Source organism: Candidatus Dormiibacterota bacterium (assembly GCA_035544955.1).
GTDB lineage: Bacteria > Chloroflexota > Dormibacteria > CF-121 > CF-121 > CF-13.
Window position 1 is genome coordinate 19,459 of sequence record DASZZN010000037.1, and the last position, 16,543, is coordinate 36,001.

At 65.1% G+C, this 16,543-nt stretch carries 17 protein-coding genes; 1 reads left to right on the forward strand and 16 read right to left on the reverse strand.

The window, feature by feature from the left end:
- Window positions 1-105: 105 nt before the first annotated feature.
- Complete coding sequence (locus tag VHK65_13700) at window positions 106-1,149, forward strand: BON domain-containing protein (protein ID HVS07201.1); 1,044 nt, start codon at window positions 106-108, stop codon at window positions 1,147-1,149.
- Window positions 1,150-1,201: 52 nt separating this feature from the next.
- Here the strand turns inward: VHK65_13700 and VHK65_13705 are convergent, their stop codons facing one another.
- From VHK65_13705 to VHK65_13780, 16 genes are all read right to left on the reverse strand, one after another.
- Window positions 1,202-2,941: an alkaline phosphatase family protein gene (locus VHK65_13705; GenBank protein ID HVS07202.1), complete on the reverse strand. Its 1,740-nt coding sequence runs from the start codon at window positions 2,939-2,941 to the stop codon at window positions 1,202-1,204.
- A 75-nt stretch (window positions 2,942-3,016) separates the two neighbouring features.
- Window positions 3,017-3,577 carry a nitroreductase family deazaflavin-dependent oxidoreductase gene (locus VHK65_13710; protein HVS07203.1) on the reverse strand — a complete coding sequence of 187 codons (561 nt, stop codon included), beginning with the start codon at window positions 3,575-3,577 and terminating at the stop codon, window positions 3,017-3,019.
- A complete protein-coding gene (locus VHK65_13715; GenBank protein ID HVS07204.1) occupies window positions 3,504-4,310 on the reverse strand; it encodes a cytochrome c oxidase assembly protein in 807 nt (268 codons plus the stop codon). Before VHK65_13715 ends, VHK65_13710 begins: the two co-directional genes overlap by 74 nt.
- 2 nt (window positions 4,311-4,312) lie before the next feature.
- A complete protein-coding gene (locus VHK65_13720) occupies window positions 4,313-4,837 on the reverse strand; it encodes a TlpA disulfide reductase family protein (protein ID HVS07205.1) in 525 nt (174 codons plus the stop codon).
- 59 nt (window positions 4,838-4,896) lie between these two features.
- Entirely contained in the window at window positions 4,897-5,814 is a 918-nt protein-coding gene (locus VHK65_13725) for a heme o synthase (GenBank protein ID HVS07206.1), read from the reverse strand.
- On the reverse strand, window positions 5,811-6,668 hold the full coding sequence (locus tag VHK65_13730) for a cytochrome c oxidase assembly protein (GenBank protein ID HVS07207.1): 858 nt from the start codon (window positions 6,666-6,668) through the stop codon (window positions 5,811-5,813). The genes VHK65_13725 and VHK65_13730 overlap by 4 nt, the downstream gene beginning before the upstream one ends.
- A gap of 9 nt (window positions 6,669-6,677) precedes the next feature.
- Window positions 6,678-7,274 carry a hypothetical protein gene (locus VHK65_13735; GenBank protein ID HVS07208.1) on the reverse strand — a complete coding sequence of 199 codons (597 nt, stop codon included), beginning with the start codon at window positions 7,272-7,274 and terminating at the stop codon, window positions 6,678-6,680.
- On the reverse strand, window positions 7,264-9,135 hold the full coding sequence (locus tag VHK65_13740) for a cbb3-type cytochrome c oxidase subunit I (GenBank protein ID HVS07209.1): 1,872 nt from the start codon (window positions 9,133-9,135) through the stop codon (window positions 7,264-7,266). Before VHK65_13740 ends, VHK65_13735 begins: the two co-directional genes overlap by 11 nt.
- A gap of 2 nt (window positions 9,136-9,137) precedes the next feature.
- A complete protein-coding gene (locus VHK65_13745) occupies window positions 9,138-10,016 on the reverse strand; it encodes a cytochrome c oxidase subunit II (protein HVS07210.1) in 879 nt (292 codons plus the stop codon).
- A 2-nt stretch (window positions 10,017-10,018) separates the two neighbouring features.
- Window positions 10,019-10,651 (reverse strand): hypothetical protein, encoded by a 633-nt coding sequence (locus VHK65_13750; protein HVS07211.1) that lies wholly within the window; start codon window positions 10,649-10,651, stop codon window positions 10,019-10,021.
- Window positions 10,652-10,939: 288 nt separating this feature from the next.
- Window positions 10,940-12,097: a HAMP domain-containing sensor histidine kinase gene (locus tag VHK65_13755; protein ID HVS07212.1), complete on the reverse strand. Its 1,158-nt coding sequence runs from the start codon at window positions 12,095-12,097 to the stop codon at window positions 10,940-10,942.
- On the reverse strand, window positions 12,084-12,788 hold the full coding sequence (locus VHK65_13760) for a response regulator transcription factor (GenBank protein ID HVS07213.1): 705 nt from the start codon (window positions 12,786-12,788) through the stop codon (window positions 12,084-12,086). Before VHK65_13760 ends, VHK65_13755 begins: the two co-directional genes overlap by 14 nt.
- 44 nt (window positions 12,789-12,832) lie before the next feature.
- The gene (locus VHK65_13765; GenBank protein HVS07214.1) at window positions 12,833-13,471 is read right to left on the reverse strand and encodes an SCO family protein; all 639 of its coding nucleotides are present in this window, start codon (window positions 13,469-13,471) and stop codon (window positions 12,833-12,835) included.
- Between the two features lie 15 nt (window positions 13,472-13,486).
- A complete protein-coding gene (locus tag VHK65_13770; GenBank protein ID HVS07215.1) occupies window positions 13,487-14,587 on the reverse strand; it encodes a hypothetical protein in 1,101 nt (366 codons plus the stop codon).
- Window positions 14,584-15,522, reverse strand: a complete 939-nt coding sequence (locus tag VHK65_13775) for an LCP family protein (GenBank protein ID HVS07216.1) — start codon at window positions 15,520-15,522, stop codon at window positions 14,584-14,586. The genes VHK65_13770 and VHK65_13775 overlap by 4 nt, the downstream gene beginning before the upstream one ends.
- Before the next feature lie 233 nt (window positions 15,523-15,755).
- Complete coding sequence (locus tag VHK65_13780) at window positions 15,756-16,496, reverse strand: hypothetical protein (protein HVS07217.1); 741 nt, start codon at window positions 16,494-16,496, stop codon at window positions 15,756-15,758.
- Window positions 16,497-16,543: the final 47 nt, after the last annotated feature.

Genomic DNA, 16,543 nt, shown 5'->3' on the forward strand with positions numbered 1-16,543 from the left:
CCCGTTGTCCTCTCCTTACGCGACTATGGCGGCCCCCGGTGGGGCTTGTCAATGGGCGGCGGGCATCATCCCAGCGGAGGCCGCTGGGTCATAATTCGTTGAGTTATGGACCTAACCCTGGCCGCCATCGTCATCATGGGCGGCTGGGTCGTTGTCATGGTCGCGGCCGGCACGGCGATGTCGTTGCGGCCGGGTGGCGTCGCGATCCGCTTTGCACCGGCCGGCGCGCCTTCCGCCGGGTTCAGCGGGCGCCGCGACGAGATCCTCCTCGGCGGCGACGCGGAGGTGCTGGGGAATGTCCGCGGGACGGTGGAGGCGGTGCAGCTTCATCCAGAGAACCGCCGGTTGCAGGACCTTGAGCTGGCGACAGGGCTGGGCCTCGAAGAACGGCAGGTGCCGGCGGGCGCCATCCTGTCGGCTGATGGCCAGGTGGTGCGACTCGCCGAGGTCTGGACCGAGTCGCCTGCCGGCTCCGGCACAGATGCGGCGAGCCTTCGCCGGGACATGGCGGTGAGAAGCGCCGACGGCAAGCGCCTCGGCCGCCTCCGGTTGGTGTGCTTCGATCGAGCCTCCGGCACGGCGACCGCCCTCGTGGTTGCGGGCCGCGGCACCCCCAGCCTGCGCCTGCTACCGATCGATCGAGTACGGGAGGCCGGCCCCAATGGCATCGTCACCGATTTGCCGAGCGGCGACTGGTCGAAGCTGGCGCCCTTTGCGACCGATTGGGAAATCAGGCAGGCGATTACGGAGCAGCTGATGGCCGACCCGGTCCTGCGAGGGATCCAGCGGTCGATCACGATCGACGTCCAGGACCAGGTGGTAACGGTCCGTGGCTACGTTGCCGATCAATCGGAGGCGGAGCGGGTGGCGCGAGTCATCAGGTCCCTCCCGGGCGTCCTGCAGGTCGACCGGCAGCTCATCACGGACGACGATCTGGCCCGGGCCGTGACCGACGCGATCCGATCCGATCCGACCTTAAGGGCCGCGGACGTGCAGGTCAGCGGCCACCATGGGACGGCCGATATTACGGGCGTCGCCCCCGACCCGGCCGCCATGCGGCGAATTGAGTCGGTGGCAAGCCAGGTGCCTGGCGTGCAGGTCGTGCACAACATGGTCTCGATCCGCCGCGCCGCCCCGCTTACGTCCTGAAAACGTAAAGGGGGCCGGACGATCCGGCCCCCAGCGCATCTGACTGACGATCTCAGCTGTTAGTTGTCCGCTTGTCGCCGCCGCCGCCACCGCCGCCATCACCGCCGTCACCGCCCTCGCGAGCTCTGAAGACCGTTGAGAGGTCCTTGACCGCGGCATCGCGCGTTCCCAGCGGAGCGAGACCGAAGCGGTGCTCGATGGTGGCAAGGATCGACGTCGTGTCGTGCTGGGCGCTGTCGACTACGAAGTCGCCGCGCAGCCGCGGGGCGATGATTAACGCCGGAATTCGGGTTCCCGGACCCCACAGGTCGTGCGGGCCTACCGCAGTGCCCTGGCCCGGAGGTGCGACATGGTCCCACTGGCCACCGAACTCGTCGTAGGTGGTGACGACCAGGGTGTCCTTTGCGCAGGCACTGCCCTCGATCGCCTTGAGCAGCTTGACCAGGTGGCTGCTGCCCGCGGTCTCGCTGGTGTAGCCGGGATGCTCATTATCCAGGCCGATCGGCTTGACGAAGCTGACCGACTTCAGCTTGCACCGCTCGTCGGTGGACGATTGGGCCAGCTTCAGGAATTCCGCTTCGTCGCGCAGATGCTGAGCCCGGGCGGTGGTTCCCGGCCGGTAGTTGTAGAAGTAGTTGAACGCCTGATGGTGGAACTGGAACACCTTGTTCGGGCAATAGGGATACGCTGGGTTCGGCGCCGAGTATGGATCCGTGCAAACCCCGGGGGTGGTGCCGTTGGTCCAACCTGGTGCACCGACATCGCCATCGGCATTTGACCAGCCACCGGAGTACCAGGCCCAGCTGACGCCGGCCGCGCTAAGCTCATCGCCGATCGTCTTGCCAGTCTGCGGCGGCAGTTGGGGAGTGCCCTTGAAGGGTTGGTAGGCCGGCTGGATGGTGTTGATCGCGTAGTCGCCGCACGCCCGTCCCGGAACCGCTGATGGGCAGACCTGGGTGACCTGCTTGTCCGACACCGGACCGGTCGGCGTGTAGAGCGGATAGGTGGCGTTTGGCATCCCGTTCGAATCGATGATCGAATGGTTCGCCGCGGGAGCCAAGGGCCACGTCGGCGACGCGGCCGCGATCAGCCACTGGTGGTTGAGGAACGATCCGCCGAAGGCGCCCTGGAAGAAGTTGTCAGCGATCGCGTAGTTCGGATGGTCCTCCTGATGGAGGTACTGATAGATCGGAAGCGCCTGCGTGTTGTAGTAGCCCTGCGTCAGGCCGGCGGCGTCGCTCCCGGCCGTGTAGCGATTCTGCTGGCCGTTGTTGAGCTGATATTGCTCCTGATAGAAGCGGTGAACGATGTCTTCCGTGCAGCCGCCCGGCAGGTTCGTTGGTCCTTCCTTGTAGCCGTGCGCCGAGAACGGAGCGCCCGGCACAGGGCAGGTCCGAGCACTGGCCGGAATGTAGGCGTCGATCTGAAATGGGGCGTTGACGAAGTGGCTGGTGAACGCGGTGTTGGCGGGCGTCCCCGTCGTGTCCGCGCAACTCGCCGGTACGATTGCCGCGAGATTGACGTCGTTCTGCAGCAGGCAGGCGAAGACGGTGCCGTTCTGCTTGACCTGCAGCGTCTGCGCGGCGCCCGCATTCTCCAGGCCGTTCACGCCTTCCCAGCCCCCATAGAGGTTGTCGAAGCTATGGTTCTCCTGGTAGATCACCACGATATGGTGGATCTTGGCGAGCGGCGATCCGCCACGATCGGACTCCGATCCTGCCGCTGGTAGCGCCGTGAGCGCGAGCAACGACGCCAGCGCCACAGGCACGACGATCCGCACGCGTGCGTTCATCAAGTTCCTCCTCCCTTTGGCTAGCCCCGATCCGAATTCCCTAGGGTCCCTTTTTACGCGAACCGATGGAAGAAATCAAGAAGATCCGGTTAAGGCTTCGGTTAGCAGAAACATCCTGAAATCCCGGTCGGTCCTCTCCTGATAGCTCGACCATGCCGGCCAGATCTCGAGCAGGCGTGGCCACAGACGCTGCTTCTCGTCCCCTTCCAGCAACCTCGCCTGGAAGCGGCGCGTGTCGCCGCGGAGTCTGACCTCGACAGTCGGGTTGGCCAGCAGATTCTCCGACCAGGCCGGGTGCCGTTTGTTGCCCCAGTTCGACGCGACGATCACGAGGTGACCATCGTCCTCCAGATACAGCACGGGTACCGCCCGCAGCCTCCCTGTCCTGCGTCCTTGAGTAACCAGCAGGAGTTCTGGCAGATCGCGCGGATTGATACCGCGTCCATACCGTAGCCACAACGCACGCTCGAGTGGCCACACGAAACGAGATCCCAGCCATGCGAACCAGCGCTTCTGACCGAGCCGGCGGAACAGCCGTCCCGTTCGCGAACGCGTCAGCTCTTCATCTCCATACTGCGCGAGCCTCGGCTGTGGGGGCGGGCAGGCGTATGCCGCGGCCGGGGAACCGGCGGCCATCGGAATCGCCTCGGCCCGCCTGCCGCCGGTCATCCTGACCGAGCCAGAGGTAGAGGCAGACCATCAGGACCACGAGGTCGGTGAGGACGCCGGGCACCATCACGATGCCGGCGGCGACCTGCTGGTCGACCAGCGGTACCGGATAGAACGAGGCGGACGCGAACCCGAGCACGATGCCCAGGATGCGGAGCTGAGCCGACGATAGAAGGAGGTAGACGGCGCGACCGAGGTGAGATAGCCGGCATCGGCCTGGAGGTTGGTCGATCACCTGGGACCAGAACATATAGGCCAGACCAACCATCGCCAGCAGAAACAGCTGGCCAGCCCAGCCCGACCGGGCTGTCGCCTGATAGATCGGGGGCAAGAAGGAAAGAATGACGGCGCCATTGAAGAGCACGAACGCGGCCGCTGGCACCCAGGATAGCGAGCGGTTGTCGGACCTTCCGTTGCGGATCAGCCGAAGGAACCGGGGATGCGGCGCGCCGATTACCAGGAGCGGCGCGACCACCATCAGCAACGCCATCAGCTGCGCGGTCCGAGCCGAGAGCGACTGGCGTGTCAGGGCATCAACAGGCGTGGATGTCCCGAGCATCAGCATCACCAGGCCCGCAAAGAATGCCGTGGTGCGCCACTGTCGGGCGTTCCAGCGAGGCGCGGCGCCCAGCAGGCGGACCGGTCGCCGGCCACCCAGAAAGTAGATGACGGCCAGGATGATGCCGAGGGAAACGGCCATGGCTACAGGATCGAGTGAAGGTGCTGTTGAAGCATGGCATCGGACATCTGGCCCAGCTGGATGAACGCGACGGCGCCCGATCGGTCGATGAAGATGCTGACCGGCAGGCCGACCGTGACGCCATACTCGCCGGCGATCTGGCCGGCCGGGTCGTAGACAGCAGGAAAGCGCGCGCCTACCTTTCGGAGGAATGCCCGCATGCTGTTGAGGTCGGTCTGCTGGTAGTCGACGGCGAGCACCGTGAAGCCGGCGCCGCCATACCGGTCGAGAGCCCGCTGCAACAGCGGCATCTCATCCTGGCAGGGCGCGCACCAGGTGGCCCAAAAGTTCAGGAGCACGGGCTTGCCGCGGAACTGGCTGAGCTGTACGGTCGCGCCGTCAAGCTGTTGCGTGGTGAAGTCCGGAGCCGCTGCGCCCACGTGGGCGCTTCCTCCCGCGACCGTCACGTGGATTGGGTGGCCCTGCCGGTGCGCTAACTGAAGCGCCAGGAGGAAAAGGAATAGGGCCGCAATCAGGAGGACGCCCATGATCCTAGCCCGTGTCGACCACGAAAGCACCGGAGCGGGGCGGGTGCGGATGGTGGCGTTCAGTGTGGCAAAACGGCGGCCCCCGCCGCCAGAACGAAGACCAGGCCCAGGTAAACGAGCGAGAAATGAAAGAGCCGCGACGCCCAGGCGACGCCTTCCGTTGTCAGGCCGCGAACGGCCATCCAGAGGAAGGCGCCGCTCAGGATCGCCGCGCCCACCGTGTACCAGGGACCAAACCAGATCCCCGGGACCAGGCTGAACGCCAATAGGAGGACCGCATAGGCAACGATCGAGCGGCGTGTCTCCAGGTCGGAGGCGACGACCGGCAGCATCGGAACGCCGACGGCTCGGTACTGCCGGCGGAGCAACAGCGCCAGTGACCAGAAGTGGGGCGGGGTCCAGAAGAAGATGACGGCGAACAGCGCCAGTGCCGGAGGGGTGATGGCGCCGGTCACCACCGCCCAGCCGACCAGCGGCGGAAAGGCGCCGGCGGCGCCACCGATCACGATGTTCTGACGCGTTGCACGCTTCAGCCAGATCGTGTAGACGAAGATGTAGAAAAGGCCTCCGGCGAGCGCGAGCGTTGCCGCCAGCAGGTTGGTCGCCAGCGCGAGGAGGATGCAACCGAGGGCGGCGAGCACGACGCCGAAGGTGAGCGCGCTGCCGGGCTGGATGCGACCCGAGGGGACTGGTCGGGTGCAGGTGCGGGCCATCACGGCGTCGATGTCGCGGTCGAACCAGCAGTTGACGGCCGCCGCGCCGCCCGCCGAGAGGGCGCCGCCGGCGAGGGCGGCCAGCGTGAGCGACGTGCCTGGCCAGCCTCGGGCGGCGGAAATCATGGCACCCAATTCGGTCATGAGGAGCAGCAGCAGGATGCGGGGCTTGGTCAGGCTAAGGTAATCCGTGAGCACGCTCCGAGCGCCATGCCATCGGAGTGGCGCGGCCCGGACAGCAACGTCCTGGGCTTCGGCGATCACTTCAGTACTCCGGCGCGCTGCGGAGCGAACGCCCGGCCGCGTGCGTCCTCCTCGCGGAACCACAGGTAGAGACAGGTGAGGAAGACGATCGAGTAGGTGATCGACCCCGGCACCCACATGATCCCGGCACCGAACTGCTGATCGGTCAGCGCGGAAATCCCACCCGGGCGCGAGGGCAGCAGGGCGTAGGCGTAGTAAGGCGCAGTCGCGAAGGCGAGCACGGCCGCCAATGCCCAGGCCTGGATGGTCGCGAGGAACACGTAGACCACGCGACTCAACTGGGTGAGGCGCGCATGAAAGGGATGCTGGTCGATGAGCTGTGCCCAGAACAGGATGCCAAGCCCGAGGAAGAGCGCGTGCTCGAGATGATGGACGGCGTGATTGCGCAGCGTGAGGTCATAGGCCGCCGGCCAGTGCCAGATCCAGAGGTTCGCGGTGGAAAGGATGAAGGCACCGACCGGTGCGCTCAACCAGGCGGACGCCCGGCGCGGCATCCGCAGCGCCGGATGCTTGACGATGGTGCGCGCGAGCGGCCGGCGGATCGAGATCGGCAGGCCGCGCCAGATCTGCAGCCAGGGAGCGGCCACGACCAACAGCGGCGCGGCCACCATGATCAGCAGGAGGTGCTGCGTCATGTGCGCCCAGAACAACTGGCGGGCCAGCGTTTCCAGTGGGGTGTCGACGGCCAACAAGATCACCCCGAGCCCCGACCAGAAGGCGACCGCGCGCCAGCGATTTGAAGAGGCCAGATGGATACGGCGATGCCCACCCCATAGATAGAGGATGGCGGTGACCTCCACGCCGAGGAGCACCCACGGCTCGATGGGCCAGGTCAGTGGGTTCAGCCAGCTCACGCGAGTCCTTCAGGCGACGAGGTACAGAAGGACGTAGTTCACGACGCCGACGGCGGCGAGGAAGAGCAGGACCCAGGCGAATGAAGCGGCCGGCTGCCGTCGCACGACGGTATCACCCGCGGGTCCGGTTTGCGTGGCGATGCTGCCCAGCCAGGCGGTGGCGAGCGCGAACTGGATAAGCCACGAGCCCGTCAGCCCGCTGAACACGCTTGGATAAGCACCGTCGGTCAGGCCGAAGCCGAGGTGCCACATTTCGTACCCCTGAAAGAGGCAGGTGGCAATCCCGAAAACCAGAGCGACCGGTGTGAGGAGGCGAAACAGGATCGTGCGGGTCGGCTGGCGGGAGCCCAGGAAGTAGCTGACGGCGGTCAGGAGCGCGAGGACGAGCACGACGGCGCCGTAGCCCTTGCTCGGCGGACCGGCGCCCTGCGCCTTCCAGGCTTGATTGTTGTTGAGCGCCCGCAGGTAAAAGAAAGCGAACCACCAGGCGGCAAAGAAGAAGATCTCCGCGGCGAGGAACAGCCAGGTGCCGATCGCCACCAGCCTTGTATCGAGCAGCGCCTCGGCATCGGCGGCGGCCTCGTACGGGCGGGTTCTAACCGCCACCGGTGGCTCCCACCATGCCGCCAAGATCCGCCACCGGCCGCGCGTTCGGAATGCCGTAGTCGTAGGGGCCCGCGACGATGACCGGTACGCGGTCGAAGTTGCGGGCCGGAGGCGGCGTCGGGACCTGCCACTCGAGCGACCGCGCGTGCCACGGATTGGCCACCGCCGGTTTCGCGACGAAGAACCAGGAGTAGATCAGGTTGCCGGCGAATAAGACCATGGAGGCGAAGAGGAAGTAGGCGGAAATGCTGACCCAGCGGTTGAGTCCGACCAGGGACGGATCATAGGTGGAGACCCGCCGCGGCATGTTCAGCAGGCCGGCGAGGAACAGGGGAAAGAAGGTCGAGTTGAAGGCGATGAACATCGTCCAGAAATGAATGCGCCCGATGGTTGGGCTGAGCATCTTGCCGGTCATCTTCGGCAGCCAGTAGTAGCAGGCCGCCATCAGGGCGAAGATCTCGCCACCCATGATCGTGTAGTGGAAATGTGCCATTGAAAAGTAGCTGCCATGCAGCGTCACATCGGTCGGCACGTCGGAGAGGTAGACGCCCGAGATGCCGCCGATCAGGAAGTTGAAGAGAAACCCGAGGCAGAAGAGCATTGGAACGGTAAACCAGACCCGCGCCCGCCAGAGCGTGCCAAGCGTCACCAGGAAGATGATTCCGGTGGGGATCGAGATCAACTCCGTGGAAAGCATGTAGAACGGTCGCAGCACCGGCGCGATCCCGCTGACGAAGAGGTGATGCTGCCAGACGAACCAACTGAGCAGCGCCACGCCAAACAGCCCGACGACGCCGGTCCGATAGCCCCACAAGGGTTTGCGGGCGAAGTGCGGCACGATCTCCATGATGATGCCGAACGCCGGCAGGATGAAGATGTAGACCTCAGGATGGCCGAAGAACCAGAAAAGGTTCTCCCACAGGTAATTGCTGCCCCCGTTGGAGGCCAGGAAGAAGGTGGTCTGCACGCTGCGGTCCATCGCCAGCATGGTCAGCGCCGCGGCCAGTACCGGAGCGGCGAGCAGGCCGAGGATCGACGTGGTGAAGATCCCCCAGACGAAGATCGGCAGTCGGGTCCAGGTCATGCCCGGGGCACGCAGCCCGATGATCGTGGCCAGCATGTTGACGCCGGAGGACACCAGCGCGACAGCGATCAGGGTGAAGCCGACGATGTAGCTGTCCATGCCCTGGAGGGCCTGCTCCGAGAGCGGTGGGTAGCCAGTCCATCCGGTTGGGAAGCCGCCCCAGAAGGTGGCGGCGGCCAGGATCACGGCAGCCGGCGGCACCACCCAGAAGGACAGCGCCTCGAGTCGCGGGAACGCCATGCGCCGAGCCCCGATCATCAGCGGCACCAGGTAGTTTCCAAAGGGACCCACGATCACCGCGCTCGTGATGAAGATCATCATCACGCTGTGCAGGCCGATCAGCGGGAGGTAATTACCGGCCGGCGTGATACTGGCATCCGGCACCAGCAGGCTGGTCCGGATCAACATCGCGCCAATCCCACCGAACAGGAGCATCAGGAGGATGGTGACCAGGTACTGGATGCCGATCACCTTGTGGTCGAGGCTCAGGCGGAAGAAGCGACCGATACCGCGATTCTCGTCAGGATCGCTGATGGGCGTAACCCGCCAGCCGAACAGGCGCTCCAGCGGGTAGTTGAGGAAGCCGACCCCGGCGAGGAACGCGGCCGTCGCGAAGACGTACCCGAGGATGACGCCGGTGTTCCGCTCGTCGTTGAGCCCGAACAGCGTGCCGAGCCAGATGCCGACGAAATACGCCGGGATGGCCAGGAGGATGCCGGTGATGGGATTGTTGGGGATCGACAGTCTCCGCTCGGACACGCGCGCCGGACTTACCATGCTCAGCTCCCTTTCACGGTTGGCAACGGGAAGTAATAGGGTGCGTAGCTCGGCACCACCTTGGAAATTGCGGCGAAGTCTTGCTGCTGCTGGGCGATCCAGGTGTCGAAGTCACTCTGGTTGACCACCTGGCCCTCCGAATCCACCATGTTTCCATGCCACAAGCCGCATAGTTCCGAGCAGCGCACCTGGAAGCTGCCGGTTTTCTGCGGCGTGACATGGAAGATGTTGTCAACGCCCGGGTTGGCATCGGCTTTGACGCCGAGCTGGTAGGCCCAGAATGAGTGGATGATGTCGAGCGAGGTCACGTGCAGCTCGACCGGATGGTTGACCGGCAGATAGAGGTGGGTCGTCTCGACCCCGCCGTAGTCCGGGTAGCGGTAGGTGAAGTACCACTGCTGGGCAATCACCTGGACGTGGATTTCCTTGTTCTCGTCTCCGGTCCCGCCGCCCCCGGTCTGGCCGCCGGTTCCGATCGACCGGCCCGGCGCGCCGACCAGCTGCGCGGCATTTTCGCTGGACAGCGTCGCGATTCCGACCACAGCCAGGAAGAGAACGAAAATCGCGCTGATCGTCACCCAGGCGATCTGGACGGGAGTGTTGCCGAGCATGGGCGGCCCGTCGACGAGCTCCGTCGTCGTCCGCCGGAAATAGATTGCCGAGTACACGACCATCATTACCACGGCGACGAAGACCGGCGTCGCCAACGCGGTCAGAAGCTTGAGCGTGCCGGCCTGGTCCTGCCCCTGAATCGACTGGTCGTAGGGCGGATAGTTGATCTGCAGAACGCCGACGATGCCGATCGCGGAGAGGATCACCCAGATGATCGCGAGCCGCACGATATGCGGCCGGTCGGCTTCCTCGATGTGAAAGGCGCCCACGGCTAGACCACGATCAGCGTGCCGCCCATGTAGCCGATCGTCTGCATGGGGCCGCCGTTACCGAAGATGGTCTTCGCGCCACAGGGGACGAAACATTGCCAGTGATAGCGACCGGGACCCTTGGTTTTGAAGGAGAAGGTGATCACGTTCGTGCTGTTGGCTGGCGCGGCGGCATTGACGCCCAGCAGTGGCACGAAGACGCCGAGGTCGGGAATCGCGAAGGTATGGGCGGCCTGGGTGGGATCAATCGAGGTCATGTCGCTCTCCTGCGGATTGCCCTTGTCGTCGAAAAACGCGACGTGCATGTTGCCGCCCTCGGTACCGAAAACCTTGCCCCAGAACGGGTTGCGCAAGCCGGTGGCGCTGTCCTCCTGGTCGATCTGGACCTGGATTGTCGAGTTGGCGGGTACTCGCCAGGTCGTCGTCGGAAGATAGCCGACCCAGTCAGGGTGCGGGTCCTTCGAGCGTGGCCACTCCAGCGCCGCGCCGACCGCGCCCACTGTTTCGAGGTGGAGCTTGGTGGTCGTGCCCTCGAGCGGGCCCGGTCGTGGCAGCATGAATAGCCCAACGAAGGCCACCATGGCAATGACGACGATGACCGCCCCGGCGGCGACAAAGGAGACCCTTCGGAGCATCGGTCTTACCTCACGGCAGGCGTTGTCTGCGTCCCTCGTGTAGTCTGACCGCCGCTTCGCGGGTTGAAAAGGCGTAGAGATTACAAAACTGTCAGAAAGGCTGCTCCGCCCCTCGCCGACGGTTGTTTCGGCTCAACCGGAATGGGACAATCCGGCCATGGCCGTCGTCGAAGAGGAGCCGGAGCCCGGAGCCGGACCCGCGATCGTCATCATCACGGTCATCGTCCTAATCCTCTTGATCGCGGTTCTCTTCTATGGGCTTGCCGTTCAACACTGGTTCGGCTTCGATCAACCGCCAACTGTTGGCGCGGCGCCATCCGTCACTCCGACTCCAACGCCGTCGGCCACGGTCTCCGCAGCGGCGTCGGCGTCCGCCAGCCCATAGGCTCCCTCAGCCTTCCCCCAGAGGGGGAGGGAGATTGTAAGTTCGGTCCCCTTGCTCACCTCACTGCGCACCCGAAGCGTCCCGCCGTGGGCCTCCGCAATCGTTTTCACGATCGACAGGCCAAGACCATGCCCTTGAGTGTCCCGCTGCCGGCTGGCATCGGAGCGAGCAAATCGCTCGAAGATGTGGTCCAGATCTTCGGGCGGGATTCCCGTGCCCGAGTCGGCCACTATGATCTCAACCCCGTGACGGCGCCGCACCGATAGCTCGATCCAGTCGTCGGGGGTTGTGTGCTTGACGGCGTTCTCCACGAGCGTGTCGATCGCCAAAGCGAGGCGGTCGGCGTCGGCATCGACTACCGCCTCGTCCGTTGCGCCCAGGCGCCATCGGCGCGGCGTCGGCGACCAGCGATGCAGCGCATTCACGAGCACCGGCTCCACCTCGATCGGCTTCTTGTGAAGGAAATCGGGGTCATCCGCCACCGCCAGCAGGAGGAGCCGATCGGACAATCGTCGAAGCCGCATCAACTCCTCGACCACGATGCGGGCATCGGCAGCCATCCTGGCGGGATCCGTTGAGCGTTGCAGCAGCTCGGCGTGGCCGATGGCCACCGTGATCGGCGTGCGCAGCTCATGGGAGGCATTCTGGATAAAGCGGCGCTCGCGCTCGAGCAGCCGGAGGTTGACATCGGAGACCCGCTTCATCTGCTCCGTGACGGAGAGGCGCCGCCGCGCATGCCAGACCATGGCAAGAAACATCGCCGACATCAACGGCACCTCGGTGATTTCGTCCAGGGGTTGGGCGCCTCGCGCGATGTCGATCGACAGAAGGACCCCAGTAGAGACGATGATCACGCCTAACAGGATCAATGTCGACTTCATCCGCCAAACCCGGAAGCCGTAGAGGATCGTTAGGCTGACCCAAATGAAGTGGAAGGGAACGGTCTCCCAGTCGGCGAAGACGTAGATCGCGACGAGGTTCAGGACGGCAAAAATGCCCCACGCGACGTCGATCCAGAGGAAGCCGCGCGTCGGCCAGGGCCAGCGGTCAGGCCGCGTCAATCCGGTATCCCTCCCCGCGGACCGTTTTGATGGCCTCTCCGCCGATCTTGGCACGAAGCCGGCGGATGTAGACATCGACGACGTTCGAGCCGGGGTCGAAGCGGTACCCCCAGACGGTGGCGAGCAAGTGCTCCTTGCTGACGGTGTCGCCCGCGCACGACATCAACTCGCGCAGCAGGAGAAACTCGCGCTCGGCGAGCTGCACGCGACCGGACTCCGTCTGAACCTGACGGGCAATCAAGTCCAGCGTCAGATGACCGGCCGCCACGCGAGTGCGCGCCGAGCGGGCATCACGCAGGCGAGCCCGGACTCTCGCCAGCAACTCCTCAATCGAGAAGGGCTTGACGAGGTAGTCGTCGGCGCCTGATTCTAAGGAGCTGACCTTCGAGGGGGTATCGCTGAGCGCTGACAGGACGATCACCGGCTGGCCCGGGTGCTGCCGCATCAGCCGGCGCAGCACGTCGATGCCACCAAGGTCGGGGAGCAGCAGATCGAGGATGATCAGGTCGTAGGCAGGCCCGAGCGCGGCCTTGAGGCCTCCTTCTCCATCGGTTGCCACGTCGACCGTATAGCCTGTCTCGCGCAGGACGCGCGAGACGAAGTTCAGGATCCCCGGCTCGTCATCAATAAGAAGGATGCGAGCGCGCGTCAGGACGGGCGCCGTCGCCGGCGCGCCGATAGACGAGCTCATCCGCCCCTACCCGTGCCGCTCACGTCCCCTTTGAGCCCAGAATACTAGGCCGCGCGATCGAGGAAGCGGACGTCGCGCGCGAGCTGGTCGGGTTGGAGCCCAGAAGCCCAGCCCGCCCGCTGGAAGCCGGATTTATCGACCAGGTAGAGAACGGTGCTGTGCAAGATGTTGTCGGGCGCGCCTTGTACCGCGATGCTATACGCCTTCCAAACGGACGCCAGCTGGTCGGGCGTGCCCGTCAGCCAGTGCCAGTCGCCGCTCCAGTGATGTGCGGCCGCGAAGGCGCGTTCGCTATCCGGTGTATCGGTTGCGGGAGCGACGCTGACGACCAGCAGCGACAGGTTGGCGTTCGAGCCCAGCGACCGCTGCGCTTGGGCCAGCTGTTCAGCCTCGAGCGGACAGAGCTGCTTGCAGTGCGAGTCGAGAAACGTGATGGCGAGCACGTGGCCGCGCAGTGCCGAAACCGAGACCGCCTTGCCGTCCTGGTCTCTGAGCGAAAAGTCCGGCGCCGTCATCGAACCGGGCGGAATGACGATATCGGCGGCGAGCCCGGACGTGGGCGTCGGCGTTGCCGCCGACTCAGCCGCGCGAGTGCCGGGCAGCGCACGCTGGGCTAGCAGCGCCAGCAAGACAACGGCCGCCAGCAGCGCGAACGAAAGCCAGGTGATCGGTTTGCTGAACACCCGTCCCCAGATTACTCAGTACCAGACAGGCGGCGACGTCGCCGACAGGTCGACGCCCTCCGTCACCTGCACCGGCACGGGAGCAGGCGGTGGGGGCGCGACGATCGAGGAGGAGGCATGCGCGGACGTCGACGGTGACGGTGAGACGGTGGCGGACGGTGTGGCGGCCACCGGCAGTGGCAGGTACCACAACTGGAAATGCCCCGTCAGGCCAGTCGGGGCATAGTAGGCCAGCGCTTTGCCGTCGGGCGACCAGACTGGGGACCCGTAGAGCCCGCCCTCCATGAGGACGCGGGCCGGGCCGAGGACAGTTCCATTGAACGGCGCGACCTCGAGCGCCGTCGTCTGTTTGCCGCGCGAGCAGATCATAGCCAGCTGCGTCCCGTCGGGCGAGAGCGCTGGTTCACTGCAGTCCTCCGTATCGCTGGTCAGCGGCTTGGCGACGGCCAGCGCGCGGGCCTGGTAATAGATCTGCGAGTGCACGACCGTCGATGGGTCGATCGAATGCCGGACGAAGAGGAGGCCGCCACCGGCGAGCGCGATCGGGCTGACGTCGCCGCCGCTGAACCAGTACGGGTCGGTCCAGCGCCGCGCCTGGTATTGTGCGCCGCTCAGGGGCATGCTCCAGACCGACAGGTCGACACCTTCCTCCACATTCTTCGTCAGCTTGGGGCTGTCGTAGCTGTAGACGAGGTTCGCACCATCGGGGGAGACGCGAGGGTAGAAGGCCCAGTGGTTCAACTCGACGTAGCGCGAGTCGTTCTTGGTCAGGCGCTTCACGACATGGCCATCGAGATCGAGCAGGTAGAGATCGCTGAAATGCACGCCGCGGGAAACCGCGATCAGCCTGGTGTGGTCGGGCGTTAGGGTTGGTTGGGACCAGTCCCCGGTCGGCCCGATCTCGGCAAAGCTGCCGGCGTTCAGCTTGAACATTCGCCCGTCCTGGACGACGTACATCGTGCCGGGGAGCACGAACTTCGGTTTCGTCACCGTGGGCAGCACAGGCTTTTCTTGGACCACCTTGCTTTTTAACGTGCCGAGGTACAGGTAGACGCCCGACCCGAAGGCCAACATGACCGGCAGGAAAAGGATGGCGGCGATCCGGCGGAGGATCACGGGAAATTTTCCCTCGTCACCGCGAGGATCATTGACCAGTGAGGGATCACGACGCTCGCACCGCCGTAGGCGGCGCCGTGATCGTAGCTGGTATAACAGCCGCTCGGGCATGCGTAGAGCACGACTTGTTTGACGTTGGCAATGTCGAAGGCCGTTGCCACACTCAGCAAACTCCGCACCCGGTCCAGCCCCATGCTGGTCGTGAAGTTGCCCTTGAGGGTGTCGACGATATCGGGAAGGTCAGCCGCGTTGAGGGTGCTGGCCTTGGCCTTGATCGCCAGCAGCACTTGCTGCTGCCGGGCCGATCGTCCGAAGTCGCCGTTGATGTCGTTGTGCCGCGACCGAACGTACTGGAGCGCACGACTCCCGTCGAGGTGCTGAGGGCCCGGCAGCACCGCGACGCGCTTGTAGCCGTAGAGGAAGCCCGAGTTGATGTCGTCGGGATACTGATCGTCGAGCACGGGGTTGGTGACGAGCAGGTCCACTCCGCCAAGCCGATCGATCAGCTTGATCAAGCCCTTGAGGCCCACCCAGGCGTATTCGTCGATGTGGACGTGGAAGTTGCGCTCGACGGTGGCAATGGCGGCGGCCGCGCCGCCGTAGGCGTAGGCAGCGTCGATCTTCGCATTGCAGTTGCAGCTCGAGACTGGAACCCACAGGTCTCGGGGGATCGACAGCATGGTGACGTGTTTGGTGGCCGGCTCGACGCGCACCAGGATCATCGACTGGGTCAACGGGGATTTGTTCTTCCCATCGTCGTCGGAACCGAGCAGCAGCACCGTAAACGGGGAGCCGGGGGCGGACGACGGTATGGGCGTTGCCGCCACGCCCGGGCTGCGGCTGGGCGGCACGATGACGGTCTGGCCGGTCTGGCCGACGCCGGCCACGACCACCGGGAAGAAGTAGGCGGCGGCACCCGCCGTCCCGGAAAGCACGAGGCAAAACAGAGTCAGCGCCGCTATCCGCACAGGATGCAAACGGGAGGCACGACGACGCCTTGCAGGCACTTGACCAGCCATCAGCTCGATCGAATCATGCGCTATTCAAGATTGAAATTTGATGAGAGGCAGGCAAGCAGGGGGCCTTCCTCTGGCTCAGTTAACGGGCTGAGCCATTCAAAGGGTACGAGTTTGGCGGCTTAGGCCGAAACACCTACCCTATTTGATGCTCAGCAGACGTAATTCGTGTCGAAGCCGCCCTGAAGGTACTGGACCAGCCAGACGGGCGCCCCTGAGAAGCCGGTGCCGCAGCGGGCATGGGCCTCGTCAACGGAAAAGCTCCCGGTTGCGACCCAGTTGGCCCGGATACCTGACACGGGCAGGCCGCCAACGATCTTGTGCCACTGGTAGCCGGTCGAGTAGATGCCGACCACTGCCGGCGATTGGCGGTGGAGCGTATCGACGAGACCCTGGATCGTGTACTGGTTCAGGCTCAGATCCGTATCTGACCAGCTGTTGTCGGTCTCGACGTCTAGCCACCAGCCTCTCGGATTGGCGACATTCTGCGAGGCCGCGTAGGCCATCGAGCGCGACGCCTCGCTGCAGCCCACCGCCCAGGCGGCCTTTTGATCGTCCAAACCCCGGACCGCGGCCGACTTCGTCAGGCAGTCGGGGATGGTGTGCTGGCCGTCGACCTGCGTATAGATCGGGTCATAGCCCGTATTGACGTAGAGGGCCGCGTGCGGCGAGTGACCGTATTCGTCGGCCAGGCAGGGGTTGTAGTGGACGAACGGGTAGCCCCCGTTGACGCCGACGACACCGAACGCCCCGGCGGGATAGGCGGCGCCGCACTGCGGAAAGCTGATGTCGTAGCCGGTCGATCCAGGTGTGTAGCCCGCCGAGCCGGCCTGGCCCGCCAGGAGCGAGGTGGCGGTGGCGAAGATGGAGGCAATCGACAGCAGGTGATCCATGGGGCCGGGTCATTGTGCGGTCGGGTGTCCGGAGAGTCAACCCGGCG

Excerpts from the sequence above, each read along its gene's own strand:
- VHK65_13700 (HVS07201.1), top strand. The coding sequence starts at position 106 with ATGGACCTAACCCTGGCCGCCATCGTCATCATGGGCGGCTGGGTCGTT.
- VHK65_13705 (HVS07202.1), bottom strand. The coding sequence starts at position 2,941 with ATGAACGCACGCGTGCGGATCGTCGTGCCTGTGGCGCTGGCGTCGTTG.
- VHK65_13710 (HVS07203.1), bottom strand. The coding sequence starts at position 3,577 with ATGGCCGCCGGTTCCCCGGCCGCGGCATACGCCTGCCCGCCCCCACAG.
- VHK65_13715 (HVS07204.1), bottom strand. The coding sequence starts at position 4,310 with ATGGCCGTTTCCCTCGGCATCATCCTGGCCGTCATCTACTTTCTGGGT.
- VHK65_13720 (HVS07205.1), bottom strand. The coding sequence starts at position 4,837 with ATGGGCGTCCTCCTGATTGCGGCCCTATTCCTTTTCCTCCTGGCGCTT.
- VHK65_13740 (HVS07209.1), bottom strand. The coding sequence starts at position 9,135 with ATGGTAAGTCCGGCGCGCGTGTCCGAGCGGAGACTGTCGATCCCCAAC.
- VHK65_13750 (HVS07211.1), bottom strand. The coding sequence starts at position 10,651 with ATGCTCCGAAGGGTCTCCTTTGTCGCCGCCGGGGCGGTCATCGTCGTC.
- VHK65_13760 (HVS07213.1), bottom strand. The coding sequence starts at position 12,788 with ATGAGCTCGTCTATCGGCGCGCCGGCGACGGCGCCCGTCCTGACGCGC.
- VHK65_13780 (HVS07217.1), bottom strand. The coding sequence starts at position 16,496 with ATGGATCACCTGCTGTCGATTGCCTCCATCTTCGCCACCGCCACCTCG.